Origin of the sequence: Verrucomicrobium sp. BvORR034, assembly GCF_000739635.1 — a bacterium.
Classification (GTDB): Bacteria; Verrucomicrobiota; Verrucomicrobiia; order Verrucomicrobiales; family Verrucomicrobiaceae; genus Verrucomicrobium.
Window position 1 is genome coordinate 25,047 of the sequence record NZ_BATQ01000181.1, and the last position, 20,938, is coordinate 45,984.

The 20,938-nt window shown below is 62.5% G+C and carries 13 protein-coding genes; 7 read left to right on the top strand and 6 right to left on the bottom strand.

The genetic code is table 11. The features are described 5' to 3' along the window. Positions 1–448 precede the first annotated feature (448 nt). Positions 449–1,294, top strand: coding sequence for an EF-hand domain-containing protein (locus BV034_RS32125; RefSeq protein ID WP_050031026.1), 846 nt, complete (start codon positions 449–451; stop codon positions 1,292–1,294). A 170-nt stretch (positions 1,295–1,464) separates the two neighbouring features. Here BV034_RS32125 and BV034_RS32130 read toward each other — a convergent pair whose 3' ends face one another. Both BV034_RS32130 and BV034_RS32135 read right to left on the bottom strand, forming a co-directional pair. Beyond that, entirely contained in the window at positions 1,465–2,469 is a 1,005-nt protein-coding gene (locus BV034_RS32130; protein WP_050031027.1) for an LLM class flavin-dependent oxidoreductase, read from the bottom strand. A 121-nt stretch (positions 2,470–2,590) separates the two neighbouring features. Next, the gene (locus tag BV034_RS32135; protein ID WP_050031028.1) at positions 2,591–3,883 is read right to left on the bottom strand and encodes an NAD(P)/FAD-dependent oxidoreductase; all 1,293 of its coding nucleotides are present in this window, start codon (positions 3,881–3,883) and stop codon (positions 2,591–2,593) included. A 97-nt stretch (positions 3,884–3,980) separates the two neighbouring features. On the opposite strand from BV034_RS32135, the gene BV034_RS32140 reads away from it, so the two are divergent. Further along, positions 3,981–5,114, top strand: coding sequence for a hypothetical protein (locus tag BV034_RS32140; protein ID WP_050031029.1), 1,134 nt, complete (start codon positions 3,981–3,983; stop codon positions 5,112–5,114). A 334-nt stretch (positions 5,115–5,448) separates the two neighbouring features. On the opposite strand, the gene BV034_RS32145 is transcribed toward BV034_RS32140, so the two are convergent. Then, entirely contained in the window at positions 5,449–6,570 is a 1,122-nt protein-coding gene (locus tag BV034_RS32145; protein WP_265593711.1) for a hypothetical protein, read from the bottom strand. A gap of 255 nt (positions 6,571–6,825) precedes the next feature. Between BV034_RS32145 and BV034_RS32150 the strand changes: the two genes are divergently transcribed. The 3 genes from BV034_RS32150 (at position 6,826) to BV034_RS32165 (ending at position 12,204) form a co-directional block, all read left to right on the top strand. After that, positions 6,826–8,109, top strand: a complete 1,284-nt coding sequence (locus BV034_RS32150) for a Gfo/Idh/MocA family oxidoreductase (protein ID WP_050031031.1) — start codon at positions 6,826–6,828, stop codon at positions 8,107–8,109. Between the two features lie 835 nt (positions 8,110–8,944). Continuing rightward, a complete protein-coding gene (locus BV034_RS32160) occupies positions 8,945–10,609 on the top strand; it encodes an FAD-dependent oxidoreductase (protein ID WP_050031033.1) in 1,665 nt (554 codons plus the stop codon). Positions 10,610–11,706: 1,097 nt separating this feature from the next. Continuing rightward, entirely contained in the window at positions 11,707–12,204 is a 498-nt protein-coding gene (locus tag BV034_RS32165; RefSeq protein ID WP_050031034.1) for an OsmC family protein, read from the top strand. A gap of 423 nt (positions 12,205–12,627) precedes the next feature. Here the strand turns inward: BV034_RS32165 and BV034_RS32175 are convergent, their stop codons facing one another. Next, positions 12,628–13,521, bottom strand: a complete 894-nt coding sequence (locus BV034_RS32175) for an AraC family transcriptional regulator (protein ID WP_009958247.1) — start codon at positions 13,519–13,521, stop codon at positions 12,628–12,630. A 71-nt stretch (positions 13,522–13,592) separates the two neighbouring features. Here BV034_RS32175 and BV034_RS32180 point away from each other — a divergent pair, with 71 nt between their 5' ends. Beyond that, positions 13,593–14,999, top strand: a complete 1,407-nt coding sequence (locus BV034_RS32180; RefSeq protein WP_050031036.1) for an aspartate aminotransferase family protein — start codon at positions 13,593–13,595, stop codon at positions 14,997–14,999. A gap of 137 nt (positions 15,000–15,136) precedes the next feature. Further along, complete coding sequence (gene accD / locus BV034_RS32185) at positions 15,137–15,982, top strand: acetyl-CoA carboxylase, carboxyltransferase subunit beta (protein WP_050031037.1); 846 nt, start codon at positions 15,137–15,139, stop codon at positions 15,980–15,982. Positions 15,983–16,055: 73 nt separating this feature from the next. On the opposite strand, the gene BV034_RS32190 is transcribed toward accD, so the two are convergent. After that, entirely contained in the window at positions 16,056–17,540 is a 1,485-nt protein-coding gene (locus BV034_RS32190) for a DUF1501 domain-containing protein (RefSeq protein WP_081888298.1), read from the bottom strand. An 18-nt stretch (positions 17,541–17,558) separates the two neighbouring features. Further along, the gene (locus BV034_RS32195) at positions 17,559–20,579 is read right to left on the bottom strand and encodes a DUF1553 domain-containing protein (protein WP_265593712.1); all 3,021 of its coding nucleotides are present in this window, start codon (positions 20,577–20,579) and stop codon (positions 17,559–17,561) included. Positions 20,580–20,938 lie beyond the last annotated feature (359 nt).

Below are 20,938 nucleotides of genomic sequence, written 5' to 3' on the forward strand. Positions count from 1 at the left end.
TCTAGACCATCACCAGGGGTGTGAACGTGGTGTCAAGCCCAAGCGAGGTTTGCTTGCCCCAGCGCTGGCGGCTCGACACCGCTTTCGCCTGCCGGACCAACATCCTCTTCCCCAAACCTTCTCGCCAGCCTGCAAACCCCAAAGAGCCGGGCCGGCTCTTCCACCATCTCCCCTGACATCCGCCTCATCCAAACCAAGCACCTCCCCCTCAAGTCTTGAGTCTTCTGTCCTAAAATCTTGTGTCTGCTCGCATCGCGGGCTGCGATTCCCAAAAAAACCTCACACAACCCCGTGCAACTTTTTTTGCGGGGGTCTGTTTCACCCCCTGCACACCGGATCCAAATCAAACCAACGAAGACGATGACCCTGACAAAACAGATTCTTCTCAGTGCGATCGCAGCTGTGGGCTGCACGTTCAGCTTCAGCCTCACGATGGCGCAGGCACAGGATGCCCCGCCTCCGCCTCCTGCTGGTGAAGGCCAAGGCCGCCCCCCCTGGTGGGCCCGGCGGCCCAGGAGGTCCTGGGGGTCCAGGAGGCCCCGGTGGCGATTCCCGCGCCCGGCTGGAAGAGGCCTGGAAGAAGATGGACCTCAACGGCGACGGCAAGATTTCCAAAGAAGAGTTCACCACCAACGCCGTGAAGGAAGCCGAAGACCGCTTCGGCAAGATGGACGCCAACAGCGATGGCTCCGTGGAGAAAGAAGAGGCCGAGCAGGCCGGACGTCGCCTGCGTGAAGAACGCGAACGCCAGGCTGGCCGTACCGGTGGCCCAGAGGGCAATCGCCCCCGCCCTGAGGGAGGTCGTCCCCCGGAAGGCACTCCTCCCGGACCTGGTGACCGCCCCGAAGGCTTCCGCCGTCCGCAGCAGGGTGGCCCTGAAGGCGGCCCCCAAGGTGGTCCCGGCCAGGGTCAGCGTTCCCCCGGTGAATCCGGTGGGGGTCGCGGCGGCCGCGGTGGCATGGGCATGGGCATGGGCGACTTCCTTCTGCGTATGGACACCAACAAAGATGGAAGCGTCTCCAAGGACGAGTACACGGCTGGCAACATGGAGCGCTTCGAGCAGCTGGACACCAACAAAGACGGCAAGGTGACCAAAGAAGAAACCGATGCTGCTGCCCAGCGCCTGCGCGAGCAGTTCGGCGGTGGCCGTGGTGAAGGTGGTCAGCGCGGAGAAGGTCGTGGCGAAGGCTTCCGCCGCCCTGAAGGTGGAGCCGGTGGCCCTGGCGGCGCTGGTGCTGGTGCCGAAGGCGGGGCCCGTCCCCGTCCGCAGCGCCCTGAAGGCGAGGCCAACTGATTCATTCAGCCAGCCGGACCGGTGTTCATCCGGTCCGGCCAAAAAAAGATCACTGGTAGTTGTGAGCTACCGGTTGTGTGAGAAGTGCCGCATTGGAGGGGGTCTCCAATGCGGCACTATTTTTTACACAGACTCTCCTGGAAAAAGGGGCCACTCCCACCCCGCTGCCATCACAGAGACTGGCGGATCTGGTGCACGATCTCGTAGGACCGCAGACGGGCCTCATGGCTGTAGATCATGGAGTGGACCATCAGCTCATCTGCCTGAGTCAGCTCCGCGTACTCGATGAGCTTTTCTTTCACCGTAGCGGCATCACCGATGATCGAGCCGCGCAGGAAGGGATTGCTGTGCAGGGTGCCCATGACCAGCTCCACCTCCTCGCGATTCTCCAGCGGGGGCGGCAGTTGCATGGGCATGCCGCGAGCCAGATGCAGATGCGCCTGGTACTGGGAAGTGGCCAGTTGCTCCGCCTCCGCCACCGAGTCAGCGGCAAAGACGTTCACACACACCAGCGCATACGGCTTCTCCAGCGTGCCCGAAGGGCGGAAGTTGTTCCGGTAGATCTCCAACCCCGGCAGGACGTTATCCGGGGAGAAATGGCCCGCAGAGCCAAAGGACAACCCCAGTTGCCCGGCCAGTTGCGCGCTGAAGCCGCCGGAACCCAGCAGCCACAGGGGGATGTGAGCGCCCGCCCCGGGCACGGCCCGCACCTTCTGCCCTGGCAGGACGGGGCGCAGGAAACTGCGCAGCACCTCCAGCTCCTGGGGGAAGTCCTCCCCGTTGCTGCCGTGGCTCTGCCGCAGAGCCCGCATCGTCACCTGATCGGTGCCAGGCGCCCGGCCCAGCCCCAGATCGATCCGGCCCGGGAAAAGCGCGTCCAGGGTGCCAAACTGCTCGGCAATCACCAGCGGAGCATGATTGGCCAGCATGATGCCGCCTGACCCCACCCGGATGGTCTTGGTGGCCGCTGCCACATGGCCAATGACGACCGCCGTGGCCGCAGAGGCGATCCCAGGCATGTTGTGGTGCTCCGCCAGCCAGTAACGCTGAAAGCCCCAGTCTTCCGCGTGGCGGGCCAGATCCGCACTGCGGCCCAGGGCTTCCGCCACGGTGCCGCCCTGGAGGACGGGTGAGAGATCGAGAACAGAAAACGGCAGGTCAGAAAGGGCAGGCATGCAGGAGGCGGGAGTTCTTTACCATAAAGAACTACGCCTGCCGCCCCGGGAACGAGTGCAGAGGTGTTGACTCCTCCGTCCCACTCGCGCCTCACCTCACCTCACCGCCCGGACTCCCTGATTAGGAATCGACCCCGGTGCCCCCGCTCTTCTGCCCCGTGATGAGCCGTGCGCCCTGATCGCGGGTGAAGTAGGACCACACCCAGATGAAAAAGACATGCACCCGGCTGCGCAGCCCGATGAGGAAGATTAAGTGGACAAAGACCCAAGCCATCCACGCCATCCAGCCGCTGAACTTGAGGAAATGCAGATCCGCCACGGCGCGATGCCGCCCAATGGTGGCCATGCTACCACGATCCCAGTAATTGAAAGCCTTGAGCGGCTGTCCGGCGATCTGGGCCAGAATATTGACCGCCGCCAGCTTCCCCTGCTGCATGGCCACAGGGGACACCCCTGGCAGCGGCTTGCCATCCTTGCCCGCGCAATGCGCCGTATCACCGATCACATACACCTTCGGGTTGTCCTTCAGGTTCAGCTCCTTTTGCACCATGATGCGACCACTGCGGTCGAACTCGCCCGGGAGCTGCTTCACCAGCGGAGACGCGGCATTCCCCGCCGCCCAGATGACCGTGCGGGAGGGGATGTAGCCGCCGGGGATGGTGACTCCGTTGTCATCCAGCCCCTGCACCGCCACGCCCAGCTTCACCTCCACACCCAGATCCTTCAGTTGGGTCAGCGCCTTGGCAGAGAGCTTGGGGTCAAACACGGGCAGGACGCGGTCCGCCGCATCCAGCAGGATCACCTTGGCCTCGCGGGGATCGATGTGGCGGAAGTCGCGCACCATCGTCTCGCGGGCGATCTCGCTGATCGCCCCCGCCATTTCCACCCCGGTGGGGCCCGCGCCCACCACCACAAAGGTGAGGAGCTTCTCCCGCTCAGCAGCATCGGTGGTCGCCTCAGCCTGCTCGAAGGCCATCAGCAGACGACGACGGATGTTCAGCGCGTCGTCCAGAGTCTTGAGCCCGGGGGCAAAAGCCTCCCACTCCGGGTGCCCAAAGTAGGAGTGCCGCGCCCCGGTGGCGACGATCAGGTAGTCGAAGGGGAACTTTTGCCCGCCCGCCGTGACCACTTTCTGCCCCAAGTCGATGTCCGTGACATCGGCCATGATGGTTTCCGTGTTCTTGGCGTGATGCAGGATGGAGCGCACCGGCTGGGCGATGTTCGCCGGGGAGAGCGCCGCAGTGGCCACCTGATAAAGCAGCGGCTGAAAGAGGTGGTGATTGGTCCGGTCCAGCAGCGTCACTTTCACCGGAGCCTTGTCCAGGGCCTTGGCGGCGGCAAGCCCGCCAAACCCGCCCCCGATGATGACGACACGGGGCTGGAGGGGGGATGGTTCTTCTTCCGTGGGATTCATTCAGTAGGTCGTAGCATTTCCAGGGCCGAATCGCCTCCGGCACTTGGAGAAGCCTTTGTCAGTTGTCAGCAGGCCGAAGTTGTGATTACAACGGATCATGAAAAATCTCCATGGCAGCTTTTTGCCCGTCCTTGCCGCAATTTTGATGTGGGGTGCCGCAGGTGCTGCCTTGGGGGATGAGTCTCCATTCAAATCAGCTACGTTTTGCCACGGGCTGCTGGATTCACAGGCGCCGAAAGACAAGGCGGAGGCATTCCACCCGGACGAGACGATTTACCTCTCTGTGGAGCTCAAAGGTCGGCCCAAGACCGGCAAGGTGGCCACGCAGTTCCTCTTTCGCGACAATGTCATTGCTGAGGCCGAGGTGGACGTCGCCACCGTGAACAAGGGCATCCTGCTCTCCGCCGGGCAGAACACCTTTGCGGGCTTCAACCTTACGCATGATCAGCCCTTGCCCGTAGGCGACTGTTACAGCGCCGTGGTCACCCTGGACGGCCAGCCTCTGGGCACCTTCCCCTTCCGCGTCAGCCCGCCCAAGGACGCCATCGTCAGCGAGCTGAAGTCCGTCACGCTCTCCAAAAGCCTGGATGACAAGAACCAGCCGGTGGACGTGACGCGGGAGTTCGACACCAAGGACAAAGTGATCTTCAGCGGCATCGCCGACCTCGGCCTGGGCACATGGATCGAAGTAGGCTGGGTGCTGGGCGGCATGACCGACTCCGAAGGCACCCGCAGCATCACGCTGAAGGAAAACAAGACCGGCTGCCCCTTTCGTTTTTCCTTTATCCCCAACGGCGGCTGGCCTGCAGGCACGCATGAGGCCGTGCTGCTCATGAACGGCAAAGAGGTCGCGCGCGAAAAGTTCACCATCAAGAACGGCCCCGCCCTCACCCAGACGGTGGAGACCACCTCCTTCAAGCTCTCCTCCGACGACGGCCGCGGCGGCCCGGGAGCCACCGTCAGTGCCTTCACCCCGCAGGACAAGGTGCTGCACGCAGGCTGGGAGCTCAAACAACCCACCATGGTGAAGGGCATCCGCTTCGTCTGGACCGCCATCGAGGCCGGCTCCGCCAAGGACCAGGTCATCGCCACCGCCACCATTCCCTCAACGATCCATCAATCCATCAGCACCACCCTCAAGGCCAAGAACGGCCTGCCCAAAGGCAAGTTCAAGGTCGAGTTGTTTCAAGACGAACGCCTCGTGGATGGCCGGACGTTCGAGGTGAAATAGGAGCAGGAGTGCCTGGTTAGGAGCGGCGCAGGAAACAACTGCGTCCAGTGTCGAAAGCGCCCCAGCCCACTGCAGGCGGGGCTCTGTTTGTAGTTCAAACTTTAGTTTGCCTCAGGCTACGACAGACCAGCTGAGGCAGTCCCGCATGCGGGACTGTACTCCGTACAGCTTCCAAAGCCTCCTGTATTGGTTGTTGTTCGGAGTACAGACTTCAGTCTGCTCAGGCGTGCTAAGGCGAACTAAGGTCTGAACTACAAACAGCTTCCAACAGCAATCCTGTGCGCGCCTGCGCATGTCCTCTCATGCGCCAGCTCAGATCTTGTGTCTTGTGTCTCTAAAACGGGTCCCTCCCGAGCAGTAACTCACTCACTTCACCCCCTGGCGGGCGCCCCCCTCCACCCCCCGGCCCCATGCCGCGTCCTGTAGGCGTGCCGAGGTTGGCTCCGGGAACTCGATACCCCACGAGATACGCCCCTTTCACCGAGGGCTTGTCCACATACAGTTCCAGGGTGCCTTCCTTCTCAGCCACCGTAATGTTGCGGTCCACCTTGCCCTCCACCGTGAGGGCAAAGGGCAGAGCCGCGTAACCCAGCGTACCGTGCGTGGGGTTGGCATACACTTCATAGGCATAGCCGGGATAGGCGGGCACGGCGATCTTCCAGCGTGATTTCGACGAACCCGAACCCACCGCTTCACCAGGGACAACAAGTTCGCCCCCAGGGGTGTTGGGATAGGACGGCTCCATGGCCGCGCTGCCCATGACGATGTCCCAGACTGTACTTTCCTCATCCCCGGCGGCGCCCGCCGCCTTGGTGAACTTCCGGATCAACGCTGCCCGCTGCACGGCATCCCGCACGCCGCCCAGCACACCGTCGTTGTCATTCTGCTGGGCCCAGAGCTTCCCGTTCAGATCATAGGAAGGCTCATCCCAGAAGAGCTGCGTGCAGGTGCGGATCTTCTCTCCGGGCAGCGTCACCGCCGCATGAATGTGCCGCGTGCGACCGCGATAGAGCCCGGCCTTGATGGTGCGGAAGCGATACGCCCCGTCCTTGCCGGTGAGGAACTGGCCAAAGCCCGCGAAGTTCGGGTCAGACTTGGGATTGCGCACCGCCGTGGTGCTCTGGATGTATTCCCCGTGGTGATCCGCATGCCAGATCTCCACCAGGGCCCCGCGCACCGGCTTGCCGTTGCGATCCAGCACCCGGCCGGCCAGATGGGTGACCAGCCCCGTCGCAGGGGTCAGGCCATCGTTGAGCAGCACGAGGTCATTGTCCTTGTCCAGGGGGATGTTGTTGAACGGGGTGTTGGCCGGGTAGTAGGGCCCCTCCGTCAACTTGGCGGTGACCGTCAGCGCCTCGGCGAAGAGTCCGCTCACGGAGGAGAAAGCACCCGCGGCAGCAAGCTGGCCGAGAATGCGCCGACGGGTGGCAAGAGTGCGTGAGGTGACGAGGTGCATGGCAGTGAGACAGGGCTGGAAGGGTGCGTGACGGCCCGGCTGGGCCATGCCGGGTAAAACCCGGCCTAATGCAAAAAGTCGTGCAGATTTCCCCCGGCACGCAGTTTTGCCAAAGAGCCCGGATGACAATGGGCTGGTACAATTGTATCTGAAGTCGGGAGGAAACGAGGAGCAATCCGCCACAAGTTCATCGAAGATGCCGCACCCTCCCCTCCCGGGTCGCAGCCTTTCCCCATCCGCCTTTCCCACTTGTTCATGGAAACTACCATCAAGATCGCCCTGGTCGGCGCCGGCATGTTCGGCGGTGACGTGCATGCCCGTGCTTATGCCGACCTTCAGCGCTTCGGCATCGCCGGCCAGCTCGCCCGCGTGGGGTTGGATGCCTGGAGTCGCGACTTTGCCCTCATTCGTTTTGACCTCGTGGCCGTGGCCACCCGCTCACCCGGCTCCGCCGCCAAGGCCGCGGCCAGTTTCAAGGAAATGACCGGGCGCGAACCCAAGGCCTATCACGGTGAAGCCCCGTGGGATGACATCCTGCGCGACTTCCCGGATCTGGACGTGATGGCCGTGGCCACGCCAGACCATCTGCATACAGAGCCCATCCTGGCCGCCCTGGCCAAAGGCGTGCATGTGATGACAGAGAAGCCCATGTGCCTGAGCATTCACGAGGCGGATCAGATCATCGATCTCGCCCGCGAGAAAGGCTGCGTGGTGGCCGTGGACATGCACAAGCGCTACGACCCCGACCACCTGCGCATCAAGAACGACATCCAGAACCGCATCGGCGCGCCGCTCTACGGCACCGCTTATTTGGAAGAACCACTCGAGGTCAGCACCAGCACCTTCAAGTGGGTGGAAAGCAGCGATCCCTTCAGCTACGTGGGCCCGCACTGGACGGACCTGATCTACAGCTACTACCGGAGCAAGCCCGTCTCCCTCTCCGCCGTGGGCCAGAAGAAACGCCTCGTGCGCGATGGCATCAATGCCTACGACGCCGTACAGGTGCGCGTGGAATTCGAGAACGGCATGAGCATCAACTTCCACAACAACTGGATCACGCCCGCCGACTTCGAAGCGCCCGTGAACCAGGGCCACGAGATCGTCGGAGCCGATGGCAAGGTGGAAAGCGACCAACAGTACCGCGGCTTCCGCTTCTGGAACGCCGGCGGCGGCTCTCGCACCAGCAACAATCACTTCACCCGCGAAGTCGCCCGCCCCGATGGCACCAGCGGCTACCTGGGCTACGGCGTGGACAGCCTCACAGTCGGTCTTGCCGCCATCTGCCGCGTGAAGTTCCACGGCTCCACCCTGGATGACGTGGCCTCCATCTACCCCACCGCTGAAGACGCCCGCATCACCACCGCGATTGTGCACGCCGCCTCCGTGGTTCGCGACCTTAACTTCAAGTATCTCAACGAAGGCAACGGCGCCCCGGTGACCGCCCGCTTCGGCCCAGACGGCATCACCATCGTCGATCCCATGCGCGCCGCCGAAGGTCCGGAGAAGGTCTTCGAGAAATTGTATGACCGGGCGGTGTGAGCCCGCTGCGCGGGAGACAGAAGACTGGAAGACACAAGACGAAAGACTTGAGCTCGCGGAGCTGTTGGAAGCGGCTTGCGGCAGGCCATCAGCCTGCCGCAGCTTGCAATGCGTTCAGCGCTCCACCTTCTGCCAAGGCATCTCCAACGCCAGTGTAGTTGTCGACGTGAGGAGGCACTAACTGAAGCTTATGTGAGGTCGCCCTCGCCACTGACCTCCGCACACCCACCGCCCCCGCTCTCACACATCCGAGCGCACACCTTGGCCCATTGTTCCCCTTTCCTGCCGCAGCGCCACAGACCGGGAAATATGTGCCTCCTCACGTCGACAACTACATCGGCTTTGAGCGCGCTCCGACAGAGGGAACTGCGCTGAACCCATTGCGAGCTGAGGCAGGTTGAAAACCAAGTGAGCCCCACCAGCGCTGCCAACCCCCTCCGGTTCTAGGTCATTACGAGGGCCGCCTAAGCGGTGTCAAGCCACCGGCACTCCGAAGACGCTTCGCGACACTCGCCAACGCTGGAGCAAACAATCCCCGTCTGGCATCCCCACCCACACGACAGTGTCTTGGAGTGCCGGCGGCTCGACGCCGCTTTCGCCTGCCGGACAAATCTCCAGGCTACCCGCCTCCGCCTCCAGCCTGCCCCCCTGCAGCTTGCAATCGGCCATGCAGACCACGTAGCATGTTCCAACATCCTCCCTTCCGCCTGCCCGCCAGCTTCCCCTCCAGCCTGCACGCCCAAAAAATCCCCGTGTCCAATCTCCCCCGGTCCTGACTTATTCCACTGCCAGCCCCCTCGCTGGTGATCCTCACCCTCCCTCCCTTCCTCACACGATGCACCGCCGCTTCTTTGTTGCCGCACTGTTTGCCGCCAGCGCCTTACACCCAGGCCTGGCCCAGGAACCCACTGCAACCCCGGCCGCCGTCGCTGCGCCACCCGCAGATGCCCCGGCCTATGACGTCGTGGTTTACAGCGGCGTTCCCTGCGGGGTCGCCGCCTCCGTGGCGGCTGCTCGCGAGGGAGCCAAAACCCTGCTCATCGAGCCCACCAAAGAAGTAGGCGGCCTCAATACCAGCGGGCTCAACACCGCCGAGACCGAGCACATGCTGAAGTGGACCTTCGGCGGCGTGGCGCAGGAGGCCTACCAGCGCATGGGCTGGGAATACGGTCGCTGGAATCCGGTGTACTACTTTGAATCCAAGGTCGCTGCCAAGGTCTTCCACACCATGCTGGACGAAGCCAAAGTGCAGGTGAAGTACGGCGTGCGGGTGGACAAGGTGGAAAAGGAAGGCACCACCATCAAGAGCATCACCCTCAGCGATGGCTCCAAGATCACCGCAAAGACTTTTGTGGACGCTGGCTACGAAGGCGACCTCATGGCCCGCAGCGGCGTGAGCTACACCTGGGGCCGTGAGTCGATCGAGGAATACGGCGAATCCCTCGCCGGCATCCGCCTGGACAAGACGCCGCGCAAAGCCGCGACAGTGGATGAAAAGGGCAACCTGCTCCCCGGCATCAGCGGCTGGGCCAAGGACGTGACCGAAGGCGCCGCCGACAAGAAGGTGATGAACTACAACTGGCGTCTCTGCCTCTCCAACGATCCGGAGCAGAGTGTTCCCTTCCCCCAGCCCAGGCAGTATGACCGCGCCCGCTACAAGGTGCTGGAGAACTGGATCAAGGAGAAGACCGCCGCCAATGAGCCGGTGAAGCTCCTGGACATCATCGACCTCTATTCGCATGCCCCGGGCCGCAAGGACAAGAAAGAGGTCAACAACAAGCAGGCCGCCGTTATTTCCGTAGGCCACTTCGGCGGGCAGTTCGACTACCCCGATGGCGACTACGTCACACGTGACCGGATCGTCGCCGACCACACCGACTACACCGTGGGCATGTTCCACTTCCTGGCCACCGATGAAACGGTGCCCGAGACCCTCCGCACCGAGACCAAACAATGGGGCCTTGCCAAGGACGAATTCACCAACAACGACCACTGGCCCTACCAGCCCTATGTCCGCGAAGCCCGTCGCATGAAGGGCCTCTATGTGGTGACGCAGAAGGACATCACCGAGGACCGCCGCAAGCCCGATAGCATCGCCATGGGCAGCCACTTCATCGACAGCCACCACGTGCAGCGCCTCGCCCTCTCCCCCACGGAGTTTGTGAACGAAGGCCGCATCTGGGAGGAGGGCCAGGTGTATCAGATCCCCTTCCGCGCCATCCAGCCCAAGGCTGAGGAATGCACCAACCTCCTCGTCCCCGGCGCCGCCAGCTTCTCCCATGTGGCCTTCTGCACCTACCGCCTGGAAAGCACCTGGATGAAAACCGGCCACGCCGCCGGAGTCGCCGCCGCCCGCGCCGCCCTCTGGAACAAGACAGTGCAAGACCTCATCATCGTGAACCTCCAGGAACGCCTCCGCGACCAAGGCCAGGTCATCGACTTCATCGAAGGCCAGCCCGAGAAGTTCGTGAAGGAGCAGAAGAAGGCGGTGAAGAAATAAGGGGAAGGAAAAGCCTCCAGCATTGGCGAGCCCTGTCCCGCAAGACAGGGCTCGCCGGAGGGGCGCGAAGTGGGCTCCTGACGCCAAAGGCGTCAAACAAAACAGCCCTGGGTCAGGCGAGGTACGAGCCGCCACCCAGGGGGATCGATGAAAAGCGCTGGAACTCCAAAGGAGTTCTACAAAACGTCCAAATCACCCCGAGACGAGCCGCACTACATGCAGTGTGCACCTCAGGGATCCGGATCCGGTCACAGTCTGTAGAACTCACTTCGGAGTTCTGACCCATTGCCCATGTACCCAGGGTGGCGGCTCGTGCCTCGCCTTACCCTGGGCTAGCATGTATGACGCCTTTGGCGTCAGCGGGCTCACTTGCGGCGTCGACGAAGGCTCGGTCCACACTGGCGGGCGGTGCTGCAAATCTCCCGACTCAAACCAACAGACCGCCAAGGAATCTCCCGCTGCGATGGACAACCTCCGCACTCGAACCCGGAGGGTTCACCATGAATAGCCATGCGGTGAAACGAGCGTAGCGAGTGCAACCCATGGAAAACGTCGCGCAGCAGCTCTACCACAGAGCGGTAGGCCATCACGGCAGTCACACCTCCCATGCAGGCGCTACCCGCTCAAGGCCTACCGCTCCTCGGTAACACGGCGTTGACGCTTTCCACGGGTTTGGCTAGCTAAACTCTCCTAACCCGTGGCTACGCAGGGTGAACCCTCCGGGTTCGGAAACTCGCTCAAGTCAGATGATCTCCTGAACAGGAAGCGAACCTTAGTCGCGGTCAGTCCACGAAGTCAGCCTGTAGCAGTCGCAGGTTTTTCCGTGCCGAGGCCAGTTCCGCCTCGAACAATTCAGCATCAGCCGCATCAAGATGGGGCATCCGCTTCCAAGCTGCAAGCAGGTCAACTCCAGTGCACCGACGAGGAACTGGGCGCGTACTGATCGCCAAGCCTCCATCACACCCGACACGCCCCGAAATTGGCATCGCCGTTTCGGAGGCCGAATCCGTAACCAATGGACCAGACATATTGAGGAACAATCCTACCACACGTTTCTTCTGTCTCCAGCACAACCCTCTCCCACACGCACGCCGCCCATGTCCGAACACAAAGCTTTCATCCTGTGGGAAAACACCAGTGCCCCGGGAGAGTTCACCAAAGGGCGCTATTCGCGGGAGCACACCTGGAAGTTCGACGGCGGCGTCAGCATCCCGGCCTCCCCCTCGCCCTCCGTGGTACGCCCCCCCTTCTCCAATCCCGACTGCGTGGACCCTGAGGAAGCCTTCGTCGCCGCCATCTCCAGCTGCCACATGCTGACCTACCTCTTTCTTGCGGGCCGAAAGGGATTCCAAGTTGAGCGCTATCAAGACGAGGCCGTGGGTGTGATGATCCAAAACGATGCTGGTGTGCCCTGGGTAAGCCGGATCACCCTCAACGTCCGGGTCCAGTACGGTCCCAATGCCCCGTCGTCTGAGGAGGAAGACCACCTCCACCACGAAGCCCACGAGCAATGCTATATCGCCAACTCCGTGAAGACGGAGATCGTGGTGAGCAAATCCAGTGCGTCAGTGGGTGGTACGTCAATGCATCAGTAGCTCCCTCCCACGCAGGAAGCTCAACCACCCTACCCAGCATACCCATCGTCGCGAAGCGTCTTGGAGTGCTGGCGGCTCGACGCCGCTTTCGCCTGCCGAGAGAGAGACTCCAACTCAGGACTTCCATCAGCTGCCTCGTCCTCAGACGCCCTTTCCTCTTTCCTGCCCCCAAACACCTTGGGTTGTAGGGCGACCGCTTCGGTTGCCTCATCAGGAGACATTTGTGGCAGGCGGAGCGCCCGCCCTACAGCATCCAATGTGCAGCCAAAAGCAAGCGTTCCTCATGGGACGTTTGGCACGGATCGGGACAAGAATGTCCGTCCGTCCCTCTACGGACCGCTCCGCCCCCCCCGTGTCCTCCCATGTGAAAGCTCAAGTCTTGCGTCTTGTGTCTTCTAGTCTTCTGTCTGCCCGCGCAGCGGGCTACAGCACCGCATTCCGCTGGAACTCCCGCCGGTACGCCTTCGGCGTCATCCCCATCACGCGCTGGAACTGACGGTTGAAGTTCGCTAGGTTCCCGAATCCGCAATCCAGCGCCAGGTCTGCGATCTTGATGTCCTCCTCCACCAGGCGGGAGCAGGCGCGGCCGATGCGCAGCTCATTCACATACTGCGGCAGGGTCTTGCCAGTGCGCGTGCGGAAGAAGCGGCTGAAGGCTCCCGGGCTGAGGCTGGCGTGAGCGGCGGCTTCATCGCGGTCCACGGTCTCCAGGAGATTCCCGTGAATGTAGCGGATCGCCCGCTCCATCCGTCCCTGGTCAGATCCTTTGAGCTCCGGCGCATACTGCGGGCTGGCCAGTGACTTCACGTCCTTCGAGTGGGACAGCAGGTCCAGAATGCTCAAAAGCTCAATCACACGAGGCAAGCCCTGATTATCGGCCAGACGGCGCAAACGCTCTGCCACCTCGTTCCGGGTTTTTCCGGTGAAATGCAATCCGCGACTCGCGCGCTTGAGCAGCTGACGGACGTTTTCGAGTTCCGGTCTTTGCAAAAAGTCATCGCCCATGAAATTGTCCAGAAAGCGGATGATGATCGCGTGAACCGCTTTTCGGGACCGTCCGGCGCTCTCATCTTGATGCCAGACGTGGGGCAAATTCGACCCGACCAGCACGAGATCACCGGCGGTCAGAGGAGCCAGGCTGTCGCCTACAACCCTGTAACCACGGCTCTTCAGCACGAGCGTCAGTTGATGTTCCGGATGAAAATGCCATTGGGCACCGTAGTTTGGTCCCTGCACTTCTTCGCAGTGAAACGATTCATGTTCAGACAACGGGACCGTTTCCCGGATCGGTTTTCTGACTTGGTTGGCAGGCTTCATCTGTGACAAAAGTACCGGAAATCATGACACACGGCGTGGAGGGTGCAATGCCGAGGTGATAGCTTCTTTACATGGGCAAAGAGTTCAATATTTCACCAGTCAACGTCCCGCCAGTCGCGACGAAGTACCGTCACATCGCCACCGCTTTGCCCCATCCGGACTCCTTGTCCACCCTGGAGCGACTGCGCACGCTGGAACCCACGTCGATGCGCGGCATGCCGCCCATCGTCTGGGAGCGGGCCGAAGACATTTTTGTCTATGATAAATACGGCAACCGCTGGCTCGACTGGAGCAGCGGGGTGCTCGTGACCAATGCCGGTCACGGCGTGGCAGAGGTGCGGCAGGCCATCATCGACCAGGTGAACAGCGGGCTGCTTCATAATTACGTTTTCCCTAGCGAAGAACGTGCCGAACTGGTGGGCCTCCTTGCCTCACTTGCCCCGGCGGAGCTCAACAAGGTGTTCCTTCTCACCACCGGCTCGGAAGCCACCGAGTGCGCCATCAAGCTCTCGCGTGCTCACGGCATCAAGGTCGGCGGCCGCGGCAAGATCGGCATCGTCGGCTTTGAGCGCGGCTTCCACGGGCGCACCATGGGCTCGCAGCAGGCGGGCGGCATGGCCGGGCAGAAGACCTGGATCGTCAATGAAGACCCCTCCATCATCAACGTCCCATTCCCCGATGGCTACTGGCAGCAGGATGTGTCGTTTGACTGCTTCCTCGACTCGCTCGCCAAGCAGGGCATGAAGCCCTCGGACATCGCCGGGGTTATCATGGAGACCTATCAGGGCGTCGGCCCTGACTTCGCCCCCGTGGAGTACGTGGCTGAGCTCGCCGCTTGGTGCCGTCAGCATCAGATCGTGCTCACCTTCGACGAAGTGCAGGCCGGATTCGGTCGCACGGGCAAGTTCTGGGCGTTCGAGCACTACGGCGTCACCCCCGATATTATCTGCTGCGGCAAGGGCATCAGCAGCTCCCTCCCCCTCTCCGCCGTGCTGGGCAAGGGCGACATCATGGATCAGTTCGGCCCCGGCTCGATGACCAGCACCCACACGGGCAACCCAGTGTGCTGCGCCGCCGCCACCGCCGCGATCAACAAGCTCCTGCGTGACCGCCTCACGGAAAACGCCGCCGAGCTGGAGCCCGTCCTCCTCTTCGGGCTGGAGAAGATCAAGGCCAAGCACCCGCTCATCGTTGGTCACGTCTCGGCCAAGGGCCTGGTCGCTGGCATGCAGACCGTGAAACCCGGCACCTCGGAGCCCGATCACGATCTGGCCCACCGCATCATCGAGCTGTGCTACCAGCGCGGCCTGCTCCTCTTCGCCCCGGTGGGCGCCTGGGGGCAGACGGTCAAGATTTCCCCGCCTCTCTCCATCCCTCAGGAAGCGCTGGAGGAAGGCCTGGAGGTCCTCGCCGCCGCCACCGATCAGGCCATTGTCGAAGCCGCCGGGGTCTCCGCGACCCAGCTCTCGCTGGCCTAGCAATCGGTCAAATCCCCCAGAAATCTCCTCAGGGAGGCAGGTGCTCCGGCGCCTCGCCTCCCTGTCGCTTTGTGACCAGGGGTTGCGGTTTCCCCCACCCCTGCTAAGCTGCCCCTCCAACGCCAAACTCTAACTACATGGGACTTTTCAGCAAACGCTCAGTCAGTGACCTCGGTGAGAAGAAGAAGGACATGCCTGAGGGATTGTGGGTGAAGTGTCCTTCCTGCGGAGAGAGCCTCTACGAATCCGCCTTGGCCAAGAATCTCCGGGTCTGCACGCAGTGCGGCCATCATTTCACGATGAGCTCAGGGGAGCGCATCGCAGCACTCGTCGATGAAGGCACGTTCGAAGAAATCGACGCCAACCTCGACTCCGTCAACGCCCTCGGCTTCAAAGACTACCTTGCCAAAGTGAAGGCCTATCAGGTCAAGACCGGTCTCAAGGAGGCCGTCGTCACCGGGCGGGCCAGGATCGACGGCACCCCCGTGGTGCTGGCCATCATGGACTTCCGCTTCCTCGGCGCCAGCATGGGCAGCGTGGTGGGGGAAAAGATCACCCGCGCCATCGAGACCGCCACCCGCGAGAAGTGCTCCGTCATCATCTTCAGCGCCTCCGGCGGTGCCCGTATGCATGAGGGCATCCTCAGCCTCATGCAGATGGCCAAGACCTGCGGTGCCCTGGCCCGCCATGGCGAGGCCAAACTGCCCTACATCTCCGTGCTCACCCACCCCACCACCGGGGGCGTGACCGCCAGCTTCGCCACCGTGGGCGACCTCATCCTGGCCGAACCCAAGTGCATGATCGGCTTCGCCGGTCCGCGCGTGGTCAAGGAAACCACCCACAGCGACCTCCCGCCCGGCTTCCAGACCGCCGAGTTCATGATGGAACACGGCCTCGTGGACATGATCATCCAGCGCCCCGTCATGCGCGAGACCCTCGCCAAGCTGCTCAAGTACGTGCAGCAGGAAAAGAAAGCGGCCTGAGGAAATTAGGAGTTTTGAATGCTGAATTAGGAATGGAGCATCCTTGATGCCCCTCAGGAAATTCATTCCTAATTTAGGTCAGTAGTTCTCTCACTACATGGCCGTGCACGTCGGTGAGCCGGCGGTCGATGCCGTTGTGGCGGACGGTCAGTCTTTCGTGATCGATGCCCAGCAGGTGGAGCATCGTGGCGTGGATGTCATACACCTGCGTAGGGTGATCCCGGTCCAGCGGCTTGTAGCCCCATTGATCGCTTTCGCCATAGGTCACACCGCCCTGGATGCCTCCGCCGCAGAGCCAGTTGGTGAAGCAGTACGGATTGTGATCCCGCCCTGAGCCGCCTTGCGTGGAGGGCATGCGGCCAAACTCGGTGGTCCAGAGGATGAGGGTATCCTCCAACAGACCTCGTTGTTTAAGGTCCAGGATAAGGGCGCTCACCGCCTTGGCCATGCCCCAGGCCAGCGGACCGTGATCCCGCTCGACGTCCTCATGGCTGTCCCAGTTCCGTCTGGGAAAGCCGTTGTCGTTGCCGCTCCAGATCTGCACAAAACGCACGCCGCGCTCCAGCAGGCGACGGGCCGTGAGGCACTTGCGCCCCATGCAGTCAGCCTCCTCAGCAGGATTGATCTCCGTGGGCCACACTTTGCGGTGCTCCTGGATGCCGTACATTTCCTTGATCCTCTCCGGCTCGCCCGAGATATCGAGCGCCTCCGGTGCGGCCAGTTGCATCTTCGCCGCCAGTTCATAGCTACGGATGCGGGAGTCCAGACGCGGATCTCCGCCATGAAGGGCCGCATGCTGACGGTTCAAGCGGCTTAACAGATCCTGCCCCGCCGCCTCGGACCTGGCACTGACATAAGTTCCCGCCTTGTGCGGATAGAGGTCCGCGATCGGCACCTCGGCACCGGGATAGATGATGGTGCCCGCATGCTGGGAAGGCAGGAACGCGGCATCCCAGTTCTTGGGTCCGTTGGACGCAAACCCGCGATGATCCGGCAGCACCACAAAGGAGGGGAGGTTCTCGCTGAGCGATCCCAGTCCGTAACTCACCCACGAGCCCATGCCGGGAAACCCAGGAAGGTTGAACCCAGTGGCCTGGAGCAGCGTGCCCTGTGAGTGCACCCCTGTCTTGCCCACCAGATTGTGGACGAAGGCCATGTCATCCACGCAGGCCCCCAGCGGCGCCACCACCTCGCTCAACATCTTGCCGCTCCCGCCGTAGGGCTTGAAGTCCCACACCGGCTTCTTCCAGGGACCCAGACCATTTTGAAACGCCTCCACCGGCTCACCAAAGTCGGAGGCTTCGCCGTGGTGCTTGATGAGCGCCGGCTTGTAGTCAAAGAGATCGATGTGGCTCGCGGCCCCCGCCATGAAGAGCTGCACCACCTGCTTCGCCCGCGGGGCACGCATGGGTGCCCTCCCTTCTGCCGACGCTGCTGCGTGAAGCGACTCGCTCTGCAACAGCGAGCCCAGCGCCAACAGACCGAACCCCTGCCCGCTGGCAGCCAGCAGCTCCCGGCGGCTCAGTGTTCTTGGTGATAACATCGACGGCGTCTTCATGAGCGGTGCATCAATAGATCAATCCACGAACGTGAACTCATTCAGGTTCAAGATGAGGCGGCAGGTGTTGGGCAGGCCATGTTGAGTCGCATGAGCCACCAGTGCCGCCACCTCCTCGCCGGTGGGTTCGCGACCCAGCGCCAGCACAAAGGCACGCCTCACCTGTTGATCAGGCTCGTTCGCCTCCCTGGTCACCCGCGCGGCAAAGTGCTCTGCCATCGCCACCGTCAACCCGTTGTTGAGCATGGCCAGGGCCTGCAATGGAGAGAGGCTCTCGTTGCGCTTGTCCACCCGCATGGAAGGATCCGCGCAATCCAGCACCGTCATGAAGGGCTGCTGCTGGCTGCGCACGATGAAGCGGTAGATGCTGCGCCGGTGGCTACGCGGATCATCGGGATCATGCAGATGATATTGATAGTGCGGTGAATGTTCCGGCTTCTCGATGATGAAATCCTGGAACGAAGGCCCGCCCATCTTCAGGTCCAGCCTGCCGCTTACAGAGAGGATGGCATCCCGCACCGCCTCCGCCTCCAGCTTGCGCCGGTTCTGCCGCCAGAGCAGGCGGTTGTCCGCATCCACACCCGCCGCGAGGGCCGCCATCTCCGGCGTCGCATCACTCTGCTGCCGGTAGGTGCGGCTCATGACGATGAGCTTGTGCAGTGATTTCACGGAACCCTTCAAATCATCACGGAAGGCGCGTGCCAGCCAGTCCAGCAGTTCGGGATGACTGGGCGTTCCGCCCATGCGGCCGAAGTCATTGGGCGTGTCCACCAGAGCCCGGCCAAAGTGATATTGCCACACCCGGTTCACCATGCTGCGCCAGAAGAGGGCATTGTCGTGGCTCGTGATCCATTGCGCCAGAGCCACACGCCGGGCGCCTTCATCATCCGCATTGGCGCACGCAAACTTGCCCGCCAGAACATCGAACGCCGCAATGCCACCTGGGGCCATCAGCTTGTCCGGCGTCTTCACATCCCCGCGTTTCAGCAGAGGGATCGGCCGGGGCTTGCCCCCAGAAGGTCCTGTGCCGACAAATGTACCCGTCCCGTAGTGCACGGTGCCCGCATACACCACCTGCGGCGCAGGCATGGCGGAGAGTTCCCGGTTGATGCGCTCCGCCTTTTCCCGCGTCACTTCCAGCTCCCGAAGGTCCTCGGGTTTGGCGCTCTTTGCCACCAGAGCCTTGCGTTGCGTCTCCAGTTCCGCCAGCCCGCCGGGGTTGTTGCCGGGCTCGAACCCGGGAGCGATTCCATCCAGCAGGTTCACCTTTGCCCAGCGCGGCGGGGCCTCGATGGCATCCCGGGAGGTGATCGTGCCGCCAGTGCCGAGGTTGTTTCCTTGCTCATCCAGCACCTGGAACTCCGCCAGTGCCAGCATGTAGTCTTGCTTCCGCTCCGCCAGCCGGGTCGCAGTGAGGCGCACGTATCGGCCCTTCGCGCTCTGCGGTTTGAGAGTCTGCACGGCCGTGCCTGGATTGCGCTGATCTTCCGCATCCCGATGCTCCGCCGCCACCACCTGCCCTGCGGCAAATGCGGGATCATCACTGACCTCTACACGATACCTCACTGGGAATCCAAAACCCGCCCCAATGCCGTTGAAGTCATCATAGCAAGGTGCCAGCACCACGCGGTCCACCGCCGTGGAGCGCCCCAAGTCCACCTGCACCCATTTCACCTCGTCGCGGGATGCGGCCAGCGCACTGTGATATCCAAACTTCGGGCTCGCATTGCCCTTGGTGGCCTTGCGAGCCTCGGTGATCTTCCCGTCCAGTGCCGCGAGCTCCGGCCCGGCCTTGTCTTGGAGGCTCTTCTCCAGCTTCTTCTGCCGGTCGCTCAACTGGCGCTGTTGGAACTCCAGCTCCGCGCGCTTCTGGGTCAGCACGGGATCCGCGTAGTACTTCTTGTCTGCCCGATCCAGCGCGGCAAACACCGCCTGGAGAGAGTAGTAGTCCTCCTGCGTAATGGGATCGAACTTGTGGTTGTGGCACTGCGCGCACCCCACCGTCAGGCTCATGAAGGTGCCCAGGGTGTTCTGCACCATGTCATCCCGGTCCAGGTGCCGGGCGATCTTGCCATCGATCTTTGACTCCGGCACCTCCGCGTGGCCGATCAGATCCCACGGCCCTGCCGCGATGAACCCCAGCGCCTCCATGCCGTCGCGCGTGCCGGGAAAGAGCACGTCACCTGCGATCTGTTCTTCCGCGAACCGGGCGTACGGCTTGTCCTCGTTGAACGAGCGGATCACGTAGTCGCGGTACGGCCACGCGTTGTTGCGGGGCTTGTCCTTGTCATAACCGTGCGTCTCCCCGTAGTGCACCACATCCAGCCAGTGCCGCGCCCAGCGTTCACCGTAGCGGGGCGAGGCCAGCAGACGATCCACCAGACGCTCGTAGGCGCGGGCATCAGGGTCCGGATCCTGGAGGAAGGCGGTCACCTCCTCAGGTGCAGGCGGCAGCCCGGTGAGGTCGAAGGACAGACGCCGGATCAAGGTGCGCCGGTCCGCCTGCGGTGCCAGGCTCAACCCTTTGGAGGAGAGGGCCCGATCAATGAAGGTATCCAGCGTATCGCTGTTGGCAGGGAGGCCCCTGGCCGTAGGCTGTTGCAGTGGCTTGAAGGCCCACCAGTCCATCCGGTCTTCCGTCTTGGCCACATCCACGCCCTCCGGCCACTTCGCGCCTTCATCGATCCAGCGTTTGAGCGTGTCGAGGTCTGTGGAGGTCAACTTCGGCACCAACGACTTCACCGGCGGCATCGTCATCTTGGCTTCCGCGCCCGTGATAAAGCGAAACAGCGGGCTCCCTGTGCTGTCACCCGGCACGATGTTCGGCGCGTGGTTGTCGCCTTCGTGCAGCGCTATCTGCTTCAGGTCCAAACGATAACCGCTCTTCTGCTTCTCCGGCCCGTGACAGTCATAGCAGTGCTTTTCCAGGATCGGGCGCACGTCCCGGACAAAATCCACCGGAACCGCAGCAGCGGATAGCCCCACGCCACCAAGGCTGACCAGGGCGAGGACGAAGGACCGTTGCGTAAGCGATGTCACGCAGGCAATAACGACGGAGACGAGGACGACCTCTGAAACGCAATCGCGGGACAGGGGCGAGATCGGTAAAAACCAACAGCAGGGGCGAGCGTGACCAAACTTCCGGAGAGTATCCGTGCCGTGGTTGATGAGGGATAGGCAGCGCTGCACCCTGCTAGTGACATTAGGTCCGCTCTGTTCATGCAACAACCTTGTAGCGATCTGAAAACCACCAACAGCGCCGACGACTCCCAAACCAAGAGAAAGCGTTCGCTCCAGGGTTGGAGTACCGACTTTAGTCGGCTCAGTCGTGCGTCTCCATCACGTCGCTCCGCTTCAAGACTCAATGCCCGCCTAAAGGCCAATGCCATCAGGGAATA

Excerpts from the sequence above, each read along its gene's own strand:
- BV034_RS32165 (WP_050031034.1), top strand. The coding sequence starts at position 11,707 with ATGTCCGAACACAAAGCTTTCATCCTGTGGGAAAACACCAGTGCCCCG.
- BV034_RS32125 (WP_050031026.1), top strand. The coding sequence starts at position 449 with ATGCCCCGCCTCCGCCTCCTGCTGGTGAAGGCCAAGGCCGCCCCCCCT.
- BV034_RS32130 (WP_050031027.1), bottom strand. The coding sequence starts at position 2,469 with ATGCCTGCCCTTTCTGACCTGCCGTTTTCTGTTCTCGATCTCTCACCC.
- BV034_RS32145 (WP_265593711.1), bottom strand. The coding sequence starts at position 6,570 with ATGCACCTCGTCACCTCACGCACTCTTGCCACCCGTCGGCGCATTCTC.
- accD (WP_050031037.1), top strand. The coding sequence starts at position 15,137 with ATGGGACTTTTCAGCAAACGCTCAGTCAGTGACCTCGGTGAGAAGAAG.
- BV034_RS32175 (WP_009958247.1), bottom strand. The coding sequence starts at position 13,521 with ATGAAGCCTGCCAACCAAGTCAGAAAACCGATCCGGGAAACGGTCCCG.
- BV034_RS32190 (WP_081888298.1), bottom strand. The coding sequence starts at position 17,540 with ATGAAGACGCCGTCGATGTTATCACCAAGAACACTGAGCCGCCGGGAG.
- BV034_RS32140 (WP_050031029.1), top strand. The coding sequence starts at position 3,981 with ATGAAAAATCTCCATGGCAGCTTTTTGCCCGTCCTTGCCGCAATTTTG.
- BV034_RS32180 (WP_050031036.1), top strand. The coding sequence starts at position 13,593 with ATGGGCAAAGAGTTCAATATTTCACCAGTCAACGTCCCGCCAGTCGCG.
- BV034_RS32160 (WP_050031033.1), top strand. The coding sequence starts at position 8,945 with ATGCACCGCCGCTTCTTTGTTGCCGCACTGTTTGCCGCCAGCGCCTTA.
- BV034_RS32150 (WP_050031031.1), top strand. The coding sequence starts at position 6,826 with ATGGAAACTACCATCAAGATCGCCCTGGTCGGCGCCGGCATGTTCGGC.
- BV034_RS32135 (WP_050031028.1), bottom strand. The coding sequence starts at position 3,883 with ATGAATCCCACGGAAGAAGAACCATCCCCCCTCCAGCCCCGTGTCGTC.